Source organism: Calothrix sp. FACHB-168, from assembly GCF_963889195.1.
GTDB lineage: Bacteria > Cyanobacteriota > Cyanobacteriia > Cyanobacteriales > Nostocaceae > Aulosira > Aulosira anomala_A.
Map to the genome: position 1 here is coordinate 65,304 of NZ_CAWPNJ010000044.1, position 16,543 is coordinate 81,846.

The 16,543-nt window shown below is 40.6% G+C and carries 15 protein-coding genes; 8 read left to right on the top strand and 7 right to left on the bottom strand.

Annotated features, from left to right (window positions below):
- Nucleotides 1–235 precede the first annotated feature (235 nt).
- Nucleotides 236–604: a dihydroneopterin aldolase gene (folB, locus tag AACW45_RS25520; protein WP_190635600.1), complete on the bottom strand. Its 369-nt coding sequence runs from the start codon at nucleotides 602–604 to the stop codon at nucleotides 236–238.
- A 104-nt stretch (nucleotides 605–708) separates the two neighbouring features.
- Here folB and menD point away from each other — a divergent pair, with 104 nt between their 5' ends.
- On the top strand, nucleotides 709–2,451 hold the full coding sequence (menD, locus tag AACW45_RS25525) for a 2-succinyl-5-enolpyruvyl-6-hydroxy-3-cyclohexene-1-carboxylic-acid synthase (RefSeq protein WP_190635603.1): 1,743 nt from the start codon (nucleotides 709–711) through the stop codon (nucleotides 2,449–2,451).
- A 65-nt stretch (nucleotides 2,452–2,516) separates the two neighbouring features.
- Here menD and AACW45_RS25530 read toward each other — a convergent pair whose 3' ends face one another.
- Together AACW45_RS25530 and AACW45_RS25535 are read right to left on the bottom strand one after the other, a co-directional pair.
- Nucleotides 2,517–2,714 carry a hypothetical protein gene (locus AACW45_RS25530; protein WP_190544275.1) on the bottom strand — a complete coding sequence of 66 codons (198 nt, stop codon included), beginning with the start codon at nucleotides 2,712–2,714 and terminating at the stop codon, nucleotides 2,517–2,519.
- A 507-nt stretch (nucleotides 2,715–3,221) separates the two neighbouring features.
- Entirely contained in the window at nucleotides 3,222–5,756 is a 2,535-nt protein-coding gene (locus AACW45_RS25535; RefSeq protein WP_190635605.1) for an NACHT domain-containing protein, read from the bottom strand.
- Nucleotides 5,757–6,400: 644 nt separating this feature from the next.
- Here AACW45_RS25535 and AACW45_RS25540 point away from each other — a divergent pair.
- From AACW45_RS25540 to AACW45_RS25550, 3 genes are all read left to right on the top strand, one after another.
- Nucleotides 6,401–6,877 carry a hypothetical protein gene (locus AACW45_RS25540; RefSeq protein WP_190635608.1) on the top strand — a complete coding sequence of 159 codons (477 nt, stop codon included), beginning with the start codon at nucleotides 6,401–6,403 and terminating at the stop codon, nucleotides 6,875–6,877.
- A 302-nt stretch (nucleotides 6,878–7,179) separates the two neighbouring features.
- A complete protein-coding gene (locus AACW45_RS25545) occupies nucleotides 7,180–7,395 on the top strand; it encodes a hypothetical protein (RefSeq protein ID WP_190635610.1) in 216 nt (71 codons plus the stop codon).
- Between the two features lie 147 nt (nucleotides 7,396–7,542).
- Nucleotides 7,543–9,645 (top strand): M3 family metallopeptidase, encoded by a 2,103-nt coding sequence (locus AACW45_RS25550; protein WP_190635612.1) that lies wholly within the window; start codon nucleotides 7,543–7,545, stop codon nucleotides 9,643–9,645.
- A gap of 200 nt (nucleotides 9,646–9,845) precedes the next feature.
- Here the strand turns inward: AACW45_RS25550 and AACW45_RS25555 are convergent, their stop codons facing one another.
- Nucleotides 9,846–10,163: an RNA recognition motif domain-containing protein gene (locus AACW45_RS25555; RefSeq protein ID WP_190544261.1), complete on the bottom strand. Its 318-nt coding sequence runs from the start codon at nucleotides 10,161–10,163 to the stop codon at nucleotides 9,846–9,848.
- 332 nt (nucleotides 10,164–10,495) lie between these two features.
- Between AACW45_RS25555 and AACW45_RS25560 the strand changes: the two genes are divergently transcribed.
- Together AACW45_RS25560 and AACW45_RS25565 are read left to right on the top strand one after the other, a co-directional pair.
- Nucleotides 10,496–11,104, top strand: a complete 609-nt coding sequence (locus tag AACW45_RS25560; RefSeq protein WP_190635613.1) for a nitroreductase family protein — start codon at nucleotides 10,496–10,498, stop codon at nucleotides 11,102–11,104.
- A 778-nt stretch (nucleotides 11,105–11,882) separates the two neighbouring features.
- Entirely contained in the window at nucleotides 11,883–13,082 is a 1,200-nt protein-coding gene (locus tag AACW45_RS25565; protein ID WP_096646218.1) for an argininosuccinate synthase, read from the top strand.
- A 65-nt stretch (nucleotides 13,083–13,147) separates the two neighbouring features.
- Here AACW45_RS25565 and AACW45_RS25570 read toward each other — a convergent pair whose 3' ends face one another.
- Nucleotides 13,148–13,777 carry a DedA family protein gene (locus tag AACW45_RS25570; RefSeq protein ID WP_190635615.1) on the bottom strand — a complete coding sequence of 210 codons (630 nt, stop codon included), beginning with the start codon at nucleotides 13,775–13,777 and terminating at the stop codon, nucleotides 13,148–13,150.
- 461 nt (nucleotides 13,778–14,238) lie between these two features.
- On the opposite strand from AACW45_RS25570, the gene AACW45_RS25575 reads away from it, so the two are divergent.
- Nucleotides 14,239–14,592: an STAS domain-containing protein gene (locus AACW45_RS25575; RefSeq protein WP_190635617.1), complete on the top strand. Its 354-nt coding sequence runs from the start codon at nucleotides 14,239–14,241 to the stop codon at nucleotides 14,590–14,592.
- Between the two features lie 262 nt (nucleotides 14,593–14,854).
- On the opposite strand, the gene AACW45_RS25580 is transcribed toward AACW45_RS25575, so the two are convergent.
- Nucleotides 14,855–15,406 carry an Npun_F5560 family protein gene (locus tag AACW45_RS25580; RefSeq protein ID WP_190635620.1) on the bottom strand — a complete coding sequence of 184 codons (552 nt, stop codon included), beginning with the start codon at nucleotides 15,404–15,406 and terminating at the stop codon, nucleotides 14,855–14,857.
- A gap of 200 nt (nucleotides 15,407–15,606) precedes the next feature.
- Complete coding sequence (rpsF, locus tag AACW45_RS25585; protein ID WP_190635621.1) at nucleotides 15,607–15,933, bottom strand: 30S ribosomal protein S6; 327 nt, start codon at nucleotides 15,931–15,933, stop codon at nucleotides 15,607–15,609.
- A 253-nt stretch (nucleotides 15,934–16,186) separates the two neighbouring features.
- Between rpsF and AACW45_RS25590 the strand changes: the two genes are divergently transcribed.
- A complete protein-coding gene (locus tag AACW45_RS25590) occupies nucleotides 16,187–16,453 on the top strand; it encodes a hypothetical protein (RefSeq protein ID WP_190635623.1) in 267 nt (88 codons plus the stop codon).
- Nucleotides 16,454–16,543: the final 90 nt, after the last annotated feature.

Here is a 16,543-nt window from a genome sequence, read left to right on the forward strand (position 1 = left end):
GAATGATAGATTGCTTATATTTAAGCCAAGATAAAACAATTGCTTACATGTATAAAAATATTGTCCAAAAAATCCTGATGGATAAATTTTAAGCAGGAAAATATTGAAGTCAATAGTCCAGAGTCAATAGTCCAGAGTCAATAGTCCAGAGTCAATAGTCCACTGTTGAGAATTTATTGACTATTAACCATTGACCATTGACTATTGACTATTGACCATTGACCATTGACCAATCTTAAATATTGGGCTGAGTTCTAGTCAATTCAATCAGAATTTTGCCGCCAAAGTCGGGGATGGGTGCTGCGGGTTTGCAGAGAATGACTTTGACTTGGGTAATGCGATCGCTCTGTTGGAGAATAGAATCTGCAATTGTGCTAGCTAGCTTTTCCACTAAAGCAAACTTGGATGTTTTAATCAGGCTTTGGACTAAGCTAATCACGCTGCGATAATCTACTGTATCTGCGATCGCATCTGTTTGTCCCGCAGTCGCCAAATCTAACCATAATGTCACATCAGCCTCAAACCATTGTCCGAGAACCTGTTCTTCTGCTAAAAACCCCGTGTAGCCATAACCGCGAATTCCCGTTAAATGAATGCAGTCCATAACAGTCAAAGTACGAATTTTGCATTCTGGATTTTAGCTGGATCTGTCCCGTTGCAGTATAGGCTTGAGTAGTTGAGGATTTAGTTATTGTTCTGTTTGCTGGAATGTCGATCGCTTATAGCAATGTTAATCAACTTTGGGCTGATATCTTAACTCAGACCCTCAAGCGTTTAGGGTTGGCTTGTGCTGTGATTTGTCCGGGTTCCCGTTCTACACCGCTAGCAGTGGCGTTTGCGGCACAAAGGCCGGATATTGATGTTATCTCAATTCTCGATGAACGTTCCGCCGCTTTTTTTGCTTTGGGACAAGCAAAAGCGAGTGGGAAACCTGCGGTACTGGTTTGTACTTCTGGGACAGCTGGCGCTAATTTTTATCCAGCTGTAATTGAAGCTAGAGAAAGTCGCGTACCTTTATTAATCTTAACGGCAGATAGACCCCCAGAATTGCGCGATTGTCACTCCGGACAAACTATCGATCAACTAAAGTTATACGGTGGATATCCCAACTGGCAGACAGAATTAACTTTACCCATAGCAGATATGGGGATGCTTGGCTATCTACGACAAACAATTATTCATGCTTGGGAACGGACACAAACACCCTCACCGGGGCCAGTACATCTCAACATACCTTTACGCGATCCTTTAGCGCCGGTTCCTGATGGGATTGATTTGAGTCAGTTGCAATCTCAGTTAAATTTTGCAGAGTTTTTCGCGGGATTGAATAACGCATTCCCTATACCCAATTCCCGATACTCGATTCCCGATGAATGGCTGCAATGCGATCGCGGAATTATTATCGCTGGTGTTGCCCAACCACAGCAACCGCAAGATTATTGTAGAGCGATCGCCCGACTTTCTCAAACTTTAAAATGGCCTGTTCTGGCTGAAGGACTCTCACCCCTAAGAAATTACGCCCACCTCAACCCTGATTTAATTTCCACCTACGACTTGATTCTGCGCAATCCCCAATTAAGTAAAGAACTAGCACCCACAATGGTAATTCAAGTAGGAGAAATGCCTACTAGTAAAGAATTGCGGAATTGGATCAATACTACACAACCGCGACGCTGGGTAATAGATCCTAGCGAGCAAAATCTTGATCCTTTACATGGAAAGACGACTCATTTGAGAATTTCGATTGAGGAATTAGAGGTTGGGGGACAAGGTAGGGAATCAATTCCGGAATACTTGCAATTGTGGTGTGATGTAGAAGCTCAAGTGAGGACTGCTGTTGATCGGACTTTGGGGACAATGGCGGAGTTATTTGAAGGTAAAGCAGCTTGGTTACTTTCGCAAACTTTACCACCAGAAACGCCCTTATTTATTGCTAATAGTATGCCAGTGCGGGATGTGGAATTTTTTTGGCAACCGAATAATTTAAGAGTGCGATCGCATTTTAACCGGGGTGCTAATGGTATTGATGGCACATTATCTACAGCTTTAGGAATCGCCCATCACAATCAAAGTGCTGTGATGTTAACAGGAGATTTGGCTTTATTACACGATACTAATGGCTTTTTAATTCGCAACAAATTTATCGGACATCTCACAATTTTATTAATTAATAACAATGGTGGCGGTATTTTTGAAATGTTACCCATTGCCAAATTTGACCCACCTTTTGAGGAATTTTTTGGCACTCCCCAAGATATTGATTTTGCTCAATTGTGCGCTACATATAGCGTAGAGCATGAATTAATTAATAATTGGGAACAGTTACAACAAAAATTAAACCCACTACCAACCCAAGGAATTCGCGTTTTGGAACTGAGAACAAATCGCGCCCATGATGCAAAATGGCGAAGAGAAAATTTCTCACAATTTGCAAATAATATTAAATGTTGACGGTTGACGGTTGACGGTTGACTGATAAATTCTTAATTACGAATTACGAATTACGAAGTTTCCAGCTAATCCTGAATTAACACTGTATTCGCTGCTGGTGAGTCTGTTTGTGACTCAGTTGAGGCTATCGGATATTGCTCCGCAGATGCGATCGCATTAGACGGAAAAGAAATATGATCTACTGGTGGATTATCGGTACAACAGCCGTCTTTCCACTTTCCACCTAGTTTTTGCTGACATACTTTTTGAATCTGCTGTTCCATAAAGAGTAGCAATTGTTGCAACTGCTGTAATGTATCTGAATATCATAGTATTAAATGGTAACTTCCGGCAACTAGCGGTAACGAACCTGCATAATTCGGTAGCACAAGCATTTGCCAACAAATTCTATTTGTGAAATTGCGCTCAAAAAATCCTCTCGTTCACCCAAAATCACGCCCACACCCTCAAAGCCTGGAGCTAAAGTTACAAAACCCACCTACGCAGCCTAAATTTCTTCAGCCTACAAAAGTAGGCTTTGTACAATTAGCCGCACCCTTCAGGGTGACGGCGGGATTTCGGGATAAGCTGATAAATTCAATGAAATTTTCTCGCGTTCAGCTGTCTTAAAAATCGCCTTGACTATTGACTATTGACTACAGAACTTACGCGATAACTCTCCCAAACCCTCTTTACTTCGTGTTCTTTGCGTACTTCGTGGTTCGTTTTTTCATGATTTTACGTAAGTCCTAGACTATTGACTATTGACTAGTTTCTACCTTTTCATCCTCTCAATCAACAGTCAACAAAGCCGCAGGAATACGTTGACTAGGCAACAACAAATTGTCAATAATTTGATTGCGTAAATCTTTAGTCAAGTAACTATCGCTTTGAATACATTTAAGCAGCAGAATATTAGCGTAAAAATAATCTTTTAAAATCTTAATTTCATCTTCAGTAAATATCACATCATTCCAACCAATATCTAAATATAAGCGCATAGCCGAGCGCAATCTATTCGCCCAGTCTAACCAATCTGATTCTGGTGCTTGCTCCTCTGGGCGACTTTCTTTTAAAAAAACGAGAAACTCTGCTAAATCTTCATTGATATAATTACCCGGTTCATCTGCATATTCGCTACAATGATGAACTTGCGCCAGCGAGTAATTTGGTTGTATTTGTTGCGATTCTGACTGAATATTTTCTTGGGCTGGTTTAGTAATACAAATTACGCCACTATTTTTATCAATTAAACTAACCTCTGTTCGCAGTTGAGGTATTGTGACAATTTGCTCGCTAGCCGGAAGTTCTTGCTTTAACAAAGGACTTAAGTTTTGCGATTCAAAGCCCTTTTCTTGAGTTTTTGTATCTACTATATGAGCATGGTAATCAACTAAATCAAAAGCAAAATCAGATAGTAAAGAACGAGGATGTATAGATTTTCTTTCTTTATTGATTTCTCTTAAACTAACAGCTAGTTCTTGCGCTAAATGGTAATCAATCTTGGACTGTAAATTACTATATAATTCAAATACCTGATCGACAAACAAATAAAAAGCCCGCCAAGAACTAGATTTGACACCATGTAAAGTAGTGACATTATCTAGCCAAATTAACATATCTTGTAAAACCTTATTTTCCACCACTAGCAGATTAATTTGGCGAAACATCAATTTAAAGAAATCATCGGTATTCGCCAATCTTCCCGCAATCATCAAAAATACTTCTCGCCACTGACGCTTGGTTAAATGTTGTTGCATCACTTCATTTAACGTCGCTGTATTTCTGCTTTCTACTACATGATGGGCGACAAAATATTCTTGAAATGTCAAATGAGAAAAAGAGTAAACATCTTGAGATTGTTTAATCAATAAGCCATGATTAGTTTCAATCGCTTTTAAAATATCCTGACTTTCCTCCACCAAAGTTTCTGGCGGAATTTCCAGAAAATTATCTAAATAATCCTCAATTAAGGTTTCTAAGTCTCGTTGCAACCAAAAATACTGTTGTGGTTCTTGATTAAAAGCTTGATAAGCTATCTGACTTAGTAAATTGACTTTGCGCTGATATGGTAAATTAAATTTATTAACGGCATTTCTATCTATGCGTCTGCTAGCATCCCATTTGCGTAACAGAATATTCACCGCATCTTCAGTCAATAAGTAGCGATTTCTGGGAAACTCATAGTTATCTTGAAATACCAAACATAACATAGTCAACAGCAAGGGACTTGTGGTTAGCTCTTTAATAGAACTATTCTTTTCTAACTCTCCTAAAAATTTAGCTGCTAACGCTGGTTCCTGGCATAATTTAAACCATTGTTTGACAAATTCCTTAACTTGTTCTTCCTTAAAATCTGCGATTTCTACTTCCGTAAAATGCTCAAATATATAATCTACCGCACCAGAACGACAAGTTAAAACAAAGATATTTTTCGGATATTGTTCGACAAAACTATGAATCTGGCGATAAATGCGATCGCTTTGGGTTTCTGCAACTTCATCTAAGCCATCTAACAAAATCAAACAGCGCCCTAATTTGAGTAACTGCTGCACAATTTCTGTTGGCTGAGGCACAAATTGAATCAAATCTTTTTCAATAAAATCAATCAGATTGGGTTGATTTTCTACATCCGCAAATGCTTTTAAAGAAATCCAAATTGGTAGGGGTTGATTTTCTAAATCCCTAGCCGATGTTGCTAGATGTTTTAAAAATGTCGTCTTACCTGCACCAGGGCTACCCCAAACCAACAGCTTGCGATATTTTTTAACCGCATCAAAAGCTAAAATATCGTCATGACGCACCCGATAATTTAGCCGACTAAATTTAAGATTTTCGTTGGATAAATTCAGGCGTAAATCTTCAATTGTTTTTTGGTGTTTAGCTGGAACCGTTTCCAGAACTTTGACATTCGTGTAAATGCTATGAAGTTGTACTGGCTGAGTCATTGTCAGCACTTTCATATTGTTGCATTTTACCTGAATATATTCTTGGTATTCTGCAATCCAATCTGTCTTCACCTCAACATCTACTGTTTCGCTTTTCTCTACAGCAGATTGTTGTCTTAACGCTTCTTGATAACTTTCGTAACCTAATAATACACCGCACAAGAAATTCAAGTTTTTCTCTTGCATCTTGATGGGTTCGCTACTATTAAAAAAATTGCGAATAGTTTTATCGGAGATTACATCTTTAGTACTGTTAGTTTTATCTCGATAAACATTATTCAGTTCAGTAATCAGTAGTTTAGGCGAACCGCCAAACTTTTCTATATAAGCTTGCTTTAATTTTTCCCAAATCTCTTGCACGATGATGATTGCTGTCATTTCCTATCCTCTACTTCTGGATAATTTTTGCACCCTCTAGAAACTAGAGCCAATGGAGCGGGCAAATATTAAAACAATCATCGCTAAAAGATTGGATAATTGATGACTCAAATTTTCTGTTTTGTCTATTTTTTCAGCTTTTATAGACATTTCCAGATATTTTCAAATGTATTTTACCGTACAAATACTTATAATACTAGCTATTCATCATTTTTCATCTGAGTTTTATTGTTACTTTACAAAGATGTACCTGATGAGGTGACGATACTTACCACCCTTGATTAACATCTTCAAAGCTGGATAACTCCTATTTGATATTGATCCCGGCTGCTGTGTTTCTAGTTTCTACCCAAAGTCAATAATTTCGCTACATCAAAGCAAATTGCTATTGATTGTGAGTAATACATAGCATCAACAAAAAATCATGTATCTCTCATTACTTACAAAATCATTTCTCAGCAATAAATTTCCGTGTTTTGTTAGCTTCTATTTCTAGCTTCTCTTCCTCAAGATAGAAGTTGCAATTTAAATTTTTTCCATCTCCAGATAGTAGCAGTTCTTTATAAAAGGTTTGAAGATGGCAAATAACCGCTCATTACCGATATTTTCCTAACCTCACTACCGCTTATTCTCAAATACATCTTATGAGCAACAGCAAAATCAGCCCTAAGGCATACCTAGATCCGCCAAATGAGCGCTTAAATGAACTTAATTGTCTAATTTGTGACAAATTCAGAGTTACCCTGAATAACATCAACTCCGCTTTAATCCTTTTAAGTCGAGTGCGGCTAGATCAAAAAAAGAAACGTATCACCTTGGAATTTATTGAGGAGAATGCTCATATCCAAAGCCTACTTCTAGATGAATTACTCAACAGGCGTTTTGTTTCCGCAGCTGCTAGTCAGTCGCTTTTGAATTTAGTAGGGGAGATGAGATTCGCAGTCAATACCATTAGTTCTTGGAGCAAATCCTTACATGGTAATCAGCTCGAGCAAAGTACCCTCATTCAAGGTATTGAAGTGATGGGATACCATGCAAAAACTGAAAATGAGCTAATTGATCGGCTACAAACCTGGATGCTGACACAAAATCAACTTTATTCTGCCGCAAGCGATCGCTAATCTCAACCCTACGCATCTACTACATCTCACATCAGGGTCATGTTGAAAATATGCACAAAATCTCTATTATGGGAAAAATTTACACAAAAATTAACGTTTTTAGCGATTCGGGATAACTTCCCCATCGCTAATGAAAAAGCCCGAACCCAAGTTAAGAATCACAGGATTCGAGCCGACTAATTTTTTCTCTATTCATATTTTATCACTCAGCCATCGGCTTTGACCGTTTCACTGTTGGCTTTTTCCTCTCATAACTTGGGCGTAGGGATTCACACACCTACTCAATCAAAAGGATGAACTCTGTGAATCGCCCACAAAATAATGTTTGGATTTTTCTTTATACTGCTTTACTCGTGAGTTTTTTAGCGATGCTACTGGGATTTGACGGGAAAGTTTCTCTACAGGTGACGCCTTTCAACTTCACAGTCATTATTGATGCTTCTCCTACTAGTCGTGTGATTGAGTTACCATTACCAGAGGTAAATAGTCAATCGCCGGCTCAACTACCAGAACAATAGCATCTTGTAAATGTAGCGATCGCTCTCCAGATGATACAAGCTGTAATCTCTAGGATTAGCCCCGAAATGGCACAGCGATCGTTACATTAGAAAATATATAACCAAAAATCATTATCGAGTCAAAGCGATCGCCGCTTGCACACCATCATGAATGCAAACGCTATTATTTCCCAAAATCCCCTAGTTAAAGGTACTGGCTTACCTCCCTTTACAGAAATTAAACCAGAGCAAGTAGTACCAGCCTTTCAGCAGCTCGTTACAGAATTAGATACAGAACTTGCCAACTTAGAAACTAATGTACAGCCAACTTGGAGCAGTTTAGTAGAACCCTTAGATAAACTCACAGAACGCTTATCTTGGACTTGGGGAATAGTTAACCATTTAATGGGGGTAAAAAATAGCCCCGAACTCCGGGAAGCTTACGAAGCAGTACAGCCAGATGTTGTTCAATTCTTCACCAAGCTCGGACAAAGCAAACCTCTATACAATGCTTTCAAATCTCTCCGTAATAGTGCTGAATGGAACAGCTTAGAATCTGCACAGCAAAGAATTGTGGAAGCTGCAATTCGCGACGCAGAACTATCTGGTGTCGGCTTAGAAGGAGAAGCCAAAGAACGTTTCAACGCCATTCAACTAGAATTGGCAGAACTTTCCACCAAATTCTCTAACCATGTCTTAGATGCTACTAAAGCCTTTAGCTTAACCCTTACCACTAAAGCAGAAATTGACGGCTTACCCCAAAGCTTACTCAGTCTAGCAGCCCAAGCCGCCCGTGCTGCCGGTGAAGAAAACGCCACACCAGAAAATGGCCCTTGGCGCATCACCTTAGACTTCCCCAGTTATGGCCCTTTTATGCAGCACAGCACCAGAAGCGATTTGCGCGAACAACTTTACAAAGCATTTATCAGTCGTGCTGCTTCTGGCGACTTAGATAACAATCCCCTCATCGAGCGTATTTTAGAATTACGTCAAGAATTAGCAACTTTACTCGGCTTCCATAACTTTGCTGAATTAAGCCTAGCTAGTAAAATGGCTCCCAATGTCGAAGCCGTGGAAGCTTTACTCGAAGAACTGCGTCAAGTAAGTTATGATGCAGCCGTCAAAGATTTAACCGCACTCAAAGAATTTGCTTTATCTAAAGGCGCAAAAGAAGCCGAAGATTTAAAACACTGGGATATTAGCTTTTGGGCGGAACGTCAGCGAGAAGCAAAGTTTGACTTTACCGCCGAAGAATTACGTCCTTACTTCCCCCTTCCCCAAGTTCTCGACGGTTTATTTGGCTTAGTAAATCGCTTATTTGGCGTTACCGTCACCCCCGCCGATGGTCAAGCCCCAGTATGGCATGAAGATGTCCGTTACTTCCAAATAGCTGACGAAACCGGTGCGCCAATCGCTTACTTTTACCTCGATCCCTACAGTCGCCCCGCCGAAAAACGCGGTGGTGCTTGGATGGATGTTTGCATTAATCGCGGTAAAATAGTCGAAAATGGCATAACTAGCATCCGCTTACCAGTTGCCTACTTAGTTTGTAATCAAACACCCCCCATTGATGGTCAGCCCAGCTTAATGACTTTCAATGAAGTAGAAACCTTATTCCATGAGTTTGGACATGGTTTACACCACATGCTCACCAAAGTGGATTATACAGGGGCAGCAGGTATAAATAACGTCGAATGGGATGCCGTCGAACTACCCAGCCAATTCATGGAAAACTGGTGTTATGAACGCCCCACCTTATTTGGGATGGCGAAACATTACCAAACAGGCGAACCTTTACCAGAACATTATTATCAAAAGCTCATAGCCGCACGCAATTACATGAGTGGTAGCGGGATGTTGCGTCAACTCCACTTTAGCAGTGTAGATTTAGAACTACATTCACGCTATAGTCCCGGTGGTAACGAAACCCCCAGCGATGTCCGCCACCGCATTGCCAAAACTACCACAGTCTTACCCCCACTCCCAGAAGATGCTTTTTTATGTGCATTCGGGCACATCTTTGGTGGTGGTTATGCGGCAGGTTATTACAGTTATAAATGGGCTGAAGTCCTGAGTGCAGATGCTTTTGCCGCCTTTGAAGAAGCAGGGCTAGAAAACGAAGCAGCAATTAAAGATACAGGTAGACGCTACCGCGATACAGTCCTCGCGCTAGGTGGTAGCAAACACCCAATGGAAGTATTTACAACCTTCCGGGGACGGGAACCTAGTACTGCTCCCTTGTTGAGACACAATGGCTTAAGTAGGGGCTAGGAATTTTAGATTTTAGATTTTGGATTTTAGATTCAAATACAATCTAAAATCCAAAATCCAAAATCCAAAATTGTTCCAATGCCCAATGCCCAATATTAAAAAAGCTCAAACATTGCTGTTTGAGCTTTAACAAAATTTAATAAAGTTAGTGGGACTGATGAAATTACAGTCCCTAAACTTTTTTTAATAAACCTTGTAACTTAGTAGCGACCGCCACGGTTTCCACCGCCACCGCCATAGCCACCGCGATTACCACCACCAAAGGAACCTTTGCTTTCCTTGGGCTTGGCTTTATTAACTTTGAGATCCCGTCCCATCCATTCAGCACCATCGAGCGCTTCGATAGCAGCAGTCTCTTCAGTGTCTGAACTCATCTCCACAAAAGCAAAGCCGCGTACACGGCCTGTTTCACGGTCGGTAGGTATTTGAACTCGCTTGACAGAACCGTATTCTGCAAAAACCGCAGTCAGTGCATCTTCTGTAACTTGGTAAGAAAGGTTACCTACATAAACTGACATAGAATGTCTCCAAAATCGTCAACTTGTAGAGATTTAGATTTCGGAGAGAGTCTGAAAATACCAAATGGAAAAAGCCAATCAATACTAACAAAAAACACTATCACCGAATTAATTCTCATCTTTACTTATGATACCGCAACTCTTCTTAGCAAGTGGAGACTTTAAAAAAATTTTTAACTAATTATTCTTAACTTATTGGGCGGAAAGATAAAAATTATTTGTCAATATTCAATAGTCATATAGTCATTGGTTATTTGTCACTGAGTTTACCGAAGTGTCGAAGTTCTGCTGGGTTTAGGTATGATAAAGACTGTGCAAAAAAAGGCCAGCTGATGAGCAACAAGATACCTAATACCCAATATCCAGTTGAAGAGTTACTGCGGCGGCGTTGGAGTCCTGTGGCTTTCTCTGAACAACCAGTAGAAACAGAAAAATTATGCACTGTTTTAGAAGCTGCTTCTTGGGCTGCATCTTCTTTTAATGAGCAACCTTGGAGCTTTATAGTTGCGACTAAAGATAATCCGGCGGAATTTGAACGGTTATTAAGTTGTCTAGCACCAGGAAATCAAGATTGGGCCAAGAATGCTCCGGTACTGATGCTGTCTGTAGCCAAGCTTTTCTTTCAGCATAACGGTGCAGAAAACAGACACGCTTTTCATGATGTGGGAGCTGCTGTTGCGACTCTAGCGATCCAAGCTACTGCATTAGAACTATATATTCACCAAATGGCGGGATTTGATGCAGCTAAAGCCAAACAAGTTTATGGCATAGCTGAAGGTTATGAACCTGTAGCAGCGATCGCTCTTGGTTATCTAGGAGATGTCAATACCTTATCCGAAAAGTTGCAACAACGACAATTAGCGCCACGCCAGCGCAAGCAACTAGAAACTTTTGTTTTCTCTGGCAGTTGGAACCAAGTTTCTCCCTTAGTCACCAAGTAAAATTCAACCGCAAAAAAAGAGACTGGCGATAGAAAAATTAAAGGCAGCAGCTTTGTACTGACAATTTATCATGCTGCCTTTGATATAGATAAAATATTTGCTGATATTAGGAACTACTATTTCATTTTCAGAGTGCGATCGCTCATGCAAATATACCTGTAGTAGTTAGATATAATAATGACCAAAAAAATGGGATACAAGCCCCATCCTGACTTCGACAGGCTCAGTAACCATCTAGGACGGCTTTTTAGGGAGTTTTTTAATATAGTCCCGAATAACTTCTGAAACCATCCTGTTAGTACTCTCAGCATAGCTTTTAAGTCTCTCAAACTCTTCCTCGGAAAGTCTTACTCTTAGAGTTTTTTCTCTTGGCATTGTGGCAATTTTTGTGCTACAGTATGCGAGTAGTCTAGCACAGGCAGGAATCCGTCGGTACTGCCCTCGACCTACGACGTAAAGCGATGCTAGTACCTGAGGAGCGTGCATACCTCTTAAAAAACGCATGGACTCAACAGAGTACCAAAAACCAGTGATTGTATAATTTGTTGAGAATGAGTATCGTGGGGCGCACGAGAATTTACGCTTGGGGAGATATATCCCACTGGGGCTAATTGCCATAGCTAGATAACTCCACCTTTTTGGTAGGACTATCCTGTGAGGGGTCGAATCAGCGAGCCTGATTCCTTTTAGTTTTAAGGATTGTCGTTGAACCAAGAATCTCTGCCCTAAAAGTGCGGAGAGCGTCAATCATTCTTTGTTTTCCTAAGTGGAGAAACTAATGGGTCGCGCCAAAAAGGTTGTCTTAGCATATTCTGGGGGAGTTGATACCTCAGTTTGCATTCCCTACCTCAAACAAGAGTGGGGTGTGGAAGAAGTAATTACGCTAGCCGCAGATTTAGGTCAAGGTGATGAATTAGAACCAGTTCGTGAAAAAGCCCTAAAATCGGGTGCAAGTGAATCTCTGGTAGCGGATGTTAAAGACAGCTTTGTAAAAGACTACGCTTTTGCAGCGATTCAAGCCAACGCTTTATATGAAAATCGTTATCCCCTAGGAACTGCACTTGCTCGCCCGCTAATTGCCAAAATATTAGTAGAAACAGCAGAAAAATATGGAGCCGATGCGATCGCTCACGGTTGTACCGGTAAGGGTAACGATCAGGTGCGCTTTGATGTTTCCTGTGCAGCGCTAAATCCCAATCTGAAAATCCTTGCACCAGCTAGAGAATGGGGAATGAGCCGTGAGGAAACCATCGCCTATGGCGAACGCTATGGTATCCCCGCACCGGTGAAAAAATCTTCTCCTTATAGTATTGATAAAAATTTACTCGGTCGTAGCATTGAAGCTGGTGTCCTCGAAGATCCCGCTAATGAACCACCAGAAGAAATTTATCAGATGACAAAAGCGATCGCTGATACCCCAAATCAGCCGGAGTACATCGAAATTGGTTTCCAACAAGGTATTCCTACTACCCTCAACGGTGTAGCTAAAACTCCAGTAGCCTTAATTGACGAACTCAATCAGCTAGCGGGAAATCATGGGATCGGTCGCATTGACATGATCGAAAACCGCTTGGTGGGAATTAAATCGCGGGAAATCTACGAATCACCCGCAATGATTGTGTTAATTCAAGCACACAGAGATTTAGAAAGCTTAACTTTAACCGCAGATGTTAGTCACTATAAGCGCGGTATTGAAGAGACTTATACCCAATTAGTTTACAACGGTCTCTGGTACAGTCCGCTTAAAGCTGCTTTGGATGGGTTTATTCAAAAAACTCAAGAACGAGTTGCGGGAACTGTGCGACTCAAATTATTTAAAGGTAATGCTACCCTTGTTGGGCGTTGGAGCGATAATTCCCTTTACAGTCCAGATTTAGCCACCTACGGTGCTGAAGATCAATTCGATCATAAAGCAGCTGAAGGCTTTATTTACGTTTGGGGTTTACCAACCAGAATTTGGGCACAACAAAATAAATAAAATAAAAGTCAAAAGGTAAAAGCAAGTAATTACTTTTGCCTTTTGACTTTTGACTTTTGACTTGATTATTCTCCCGCCGCGCGCTTAACTTGGCGAGATTCTAACCAGATAGGCACAACAATTACAGCCACTAAAATGAGTAAGGCAGCGATCGCAAAATGGCTCACCCAGGAAACCAATTGTTCTAAAGAAACAACTTTTCCGGCAAAGAAAGCCAATGTTACCATCACGCTTGCCCAAGCACTTGCCCCTGCTAAGTTATATACAAAGAATTTTCCGAAGGACATATCAGCTATCCCCGCTAGAGGTGCAGCAAATATGCGCAATAACGCAAAAAAGCGTCCAAAAAATACAGCCTTAACAGCATTTTCACTAAATTGGGCTTTAATATTTAGTAACTTTTCTTCAGAGATCCGGAATAACTTCCCAATCTGTAGCAAGACATTCCAACCACCGAGTCTACCAATCCAGTAACCAAAAGTGCCACCAATTGCAGCACCCGCAACGGCGTCCCCCAGCACCAGCCAGTAATTTAGTTCATTACTACCTGCAAGAAACCCACCTACAAGGGTTACGGTCTCACCAGGAAGGGGAATGCCTAAATTTTCTAGCAAAATTCCCAAAAAAATCGCCCAATAACCATAATGGTGGGCGAATTCCTGGATGTTTTCTAGTGAAATCAACTCAAGAGACATTCCGCACCGCCGCCTTTACAAATTTTTACTTGTACTATAATCTTTGCTCCTTTTTGGCTGGGGTGTCAATCAAGCCACCGACAAGATTTAATAGCTTCTACCCTATACTAACTATTATCTCTAGAGTCTTGACGATAGCGCTATTCTCAGGTAATAACGTACCAGTATAGTTACGGAGACTAACTATAATTTTTTTATAAAAAATTTATCTGCAAGCTCATTAATGTAAAAATCCTGTAAAAGATACAGATGCTACTGTAATTATTAGTAGCTTATGCCTAATATTGTGAAAGTTAAAACAAATTATACGGCATAAGTACTGAAAAATGTGGTCGAAGATGCACTTTTGTCATACCTAACTTATTGAGGTAATTACAGAATTTGCATATCCATAGGCAACTCAGTATCAGTGCCGATTTTCTGTTTTTTGTTATAGTGTTGCAATTAATACCGTGAAAATCATGAATCAGACACAACAAGCTCAAGTGGTTTTGTTTAAACCCCAAGGTAGTATCGATTTACAAGGTGGAATCGCCTTAAGTGAGGAAATGTCCCAAGTATTACCACAGTCTCATCAACTCTGGGTTATCGACCTAGCAGCCGTAGATTTTATGGACAGTTCTGGCTTGGTTTCTCTGGTTACAGGATTGAAAGCCGCACATCAAAGTGGCTGTCGCTTGGTGCTGTGCAATGTCAAAGCACCTGTACGCTTAATTTTAGAATTGACTCAGTTGGATTCAGTATTTGAAATCTGTCATACCTATGAAGATGTCATGAATATCACTGAAGATAGTAGGGTGTTAGTAGCAGGGTGAACCTTTATTAATAACAAATTACGATGGTGAGTCAAAGCTGTTTTAGTAATTCTTAATAAATTTTTTATAATTATAGCCTCACCATCATTAACATTAACAGTAAACCTACATACCTTAAGGGCGATTGCCCTTGAGGCTCAGATCTGGCAGGGTATTGCAGGTGGTAGGCGATGGGTAGCGGTTAAATTCACCCCATAAAGCAAGACTCCCCACACCTCAAAGCGAGGGGAGTAAATTCTCAGTCAATGTTAATTACTATTAACTATATAGCAGAAATATTAGTTTGGTCGGCAGCAGGACGGGGAAAAGATGGCAGATCGATGCCACTATGGTTGGCATTACGGCTTTTAACTGCCAAACGATAACTGACACTTTGCAGTTCTGCTTGGAGTTGGCGATTTTCTTTTTGTAGAATTGCTACTTTTTCTCGGATTGGAGCCATACGCTCCTCGAATTTGCGCCGATAAATTTGCGGTAACTCTTGAACTACTTGCTCCAACATCCGACTGCGATCGGTGAGTTCTTGGACTGACTGACGCAGTTGGTAGATTTCGGCGTCTCGCGCTGTAATTTGCTCTTGGTAGAAAGTCACCTGTTGTTCGACTGCTTGCAATTGTTCTTGCAAAGCTTGCAACTGCTGCATATCTCTTTCCGGTTCCGGTTTTGGAGGAATAAAGGTAGTATTACCCTTTACCAGTCGGAAAAGTTCTTGAGATAGTTGTTGCACTAATTGATCGCGAAGTTGCAACTCTTGGCGGAGTTGGGATACTTCATTAGAGAGAGCTTGGATGTCGGATGTATCAAATTGGCTCACAGTGGCTTACAGCTCCCATTCAGAATCTTGTCCACTTTTAGTTAGAATTACGGTCAACTTACTTGCAGTAAGTTGTTGTTAATTTAGCATTACTAACCAAGCCAAGGAGCAAAAAAGGCAGATTTTTTTATAAGTTTTATGTTAATTATTTTCTCAGTGCTGAGTTGCAAGACCTCAGCACCGATTTACTGCTACATTGCCTAAGCAGGTACAGCCGCTTTAGCAGCTTTCTCTTCTTTGACTTCCTGTTTAATTGTCAGGTAGCGAATGACTTCTTCACTTAAGCGCATTGCTCTTTCGACAGGAGCGATCGCAGTTGGTGGCGCAGTGTAGTTAAATTGAATGTAAATGCCATCGCGCTGCTTTTGAATTTCATAAGCCAGACGACGCTTACCGCGATTTTGGATTTGGATCTCACCCGCACCTTGTTCTTTGAGCAAGTTCTGATACTTGTTAATCGCTTGCTCTACCTGTTCGTCTCCTAAATCGGGACGTAAGATGTACATTGTTTCGTAAACTATCGACATGGCTTTGGAGTCTCCTTATGGACAGATTGGCTGCTGATATTGGTTTATACAAAAATTGCCAAAAAGAATCTCAGTATAAATCAACATCTGAAGCAACAAGGAACTATAATCTTACCAGTTTTTAAATTGAATCTTGAGCCAAATTAGCCTGAGTTTCAATTTTTCACCAGAAGCTACCCCTTGACTTCTGAAGTTTAACAGACCAAGGAGCAACTTCAGCAATACCCTCATGGTAAGTTGCTGAGTCACAACAGTGGCAGTTAATTTAACTCTAGGACTAATTTTCATCAGGGGAATTCAGCTAGTGGTTGTCAGCCGCTCAATGTCAATATATATCGGTGGGAGAGTCCAGGCTCTACCATTGAATATTGACTGTTTGGAATTTCCCCAACAGCTAACTTATGGTGGCTACCAACTAACAGCTTTTAATTGCATCCAAAAGGATATTAATCAAGGTTATGGCGCAGCGCTATGTGCGAGTTCAAAATCCAGAAGGACAGATTTACTATCTGGAGTTTAGACTAAACACATGACAAAGTAACTCAGGATAACTGAGTGACAAGCTTTACACCCAAAAATGGAAAAATCAACGAATTAAGTAGATTGTGGT

What these genes read in the sequence shown, in the direction of transcription:
- folB (WP_190635600.1), bottom strand. Translation starts at nt 604, where the DNA reads ATGGACTGCATTCATTTAACGGGAATTCGCGGTTATGGCTACACGGGG.
- menD (WP_190635603.1), top strand. Translation starts at nt 709, where the DNA reads ATGTCGATCGCTTATAGCAATGTTAATCAACTTTGGGCTGATATCTTA.
- AACW45_RS25530 (WP_190544275.1), bottom strand. Translation starts at nt 2,714, where the DNA reads ATGGAACAGCAGATTCAAAAAGTATGTCAGCAAAAACTAGGTGGAAAG.
- AACW45_RS25535 (WP_190635605.1), bottom strand. Translation starts at nt 5,756, where the DNA reads ATGACAGCAATCATCATCGTGCAAGAGATTTGGGAAAAATTAAAGCAA.
- AACW45_RS25540 (WP_190635608.1), top strand. Translation starts at nt 6,401, where the DNA reads ATGAGCAACAGCAAAATCAGCCCTAAGGCATACCTAGATCCGCCAAAT.
- AACW45_RS25550 (WP_190635612.1), top strand. Translation starts at nt 7,543, where the DNA reads ATGAATGCAAACGCTATTATTTCCCAAAATCCCCTAGTTAAAGGTACT.
- AACW45_RS25555 (WP_190544261.1), bottom strand. Translation starts at nt 10,163, where the DNA reads ATGTCAGTTTATGTAGGTAACCTTTCTTACCAAGTTACAGAAGATGCA.
- AACW45_RS25560 (WP_190635613.1), top strand. Translation starts at nt 10,496, where the DNA reads ATGAGCAACAAGATACCTAATACCCAATATCCAGTTGAAGAGTTACTG.
- AACW45_RS25565 (WP_096646218.1), top strand. Translation starts at nt 11,883, where the DNA reads ATGGGTCGCGCCAAAAAGGTTGTCTTAGCATATTCTGGGGGAGTTGAT.
- AACW45_RS25570 (WP_190635615.1), bottom strand. Translation starts at nt 13,777, where the DNA reads ATGTCTCTTGAGTTGATTTCACTAGAAAACATCCAGGAATTCGCCCAC.
- AACW45_RS25575 (WP_190635617.1), top strand. Translation starts at nt 14,239, where the DNA reads ATGAATCAGACACAACAAGCTCAAGTGGTTTTGTTTAAACCCCAAGGT.
- rpsF (WP_190635621.1), bottom strand. Translation starts at nt 15,933, where the DNA reads ATGTCGATAGTTTACGAAACAATGTACATCTTACGTCCCGATTTAGGA.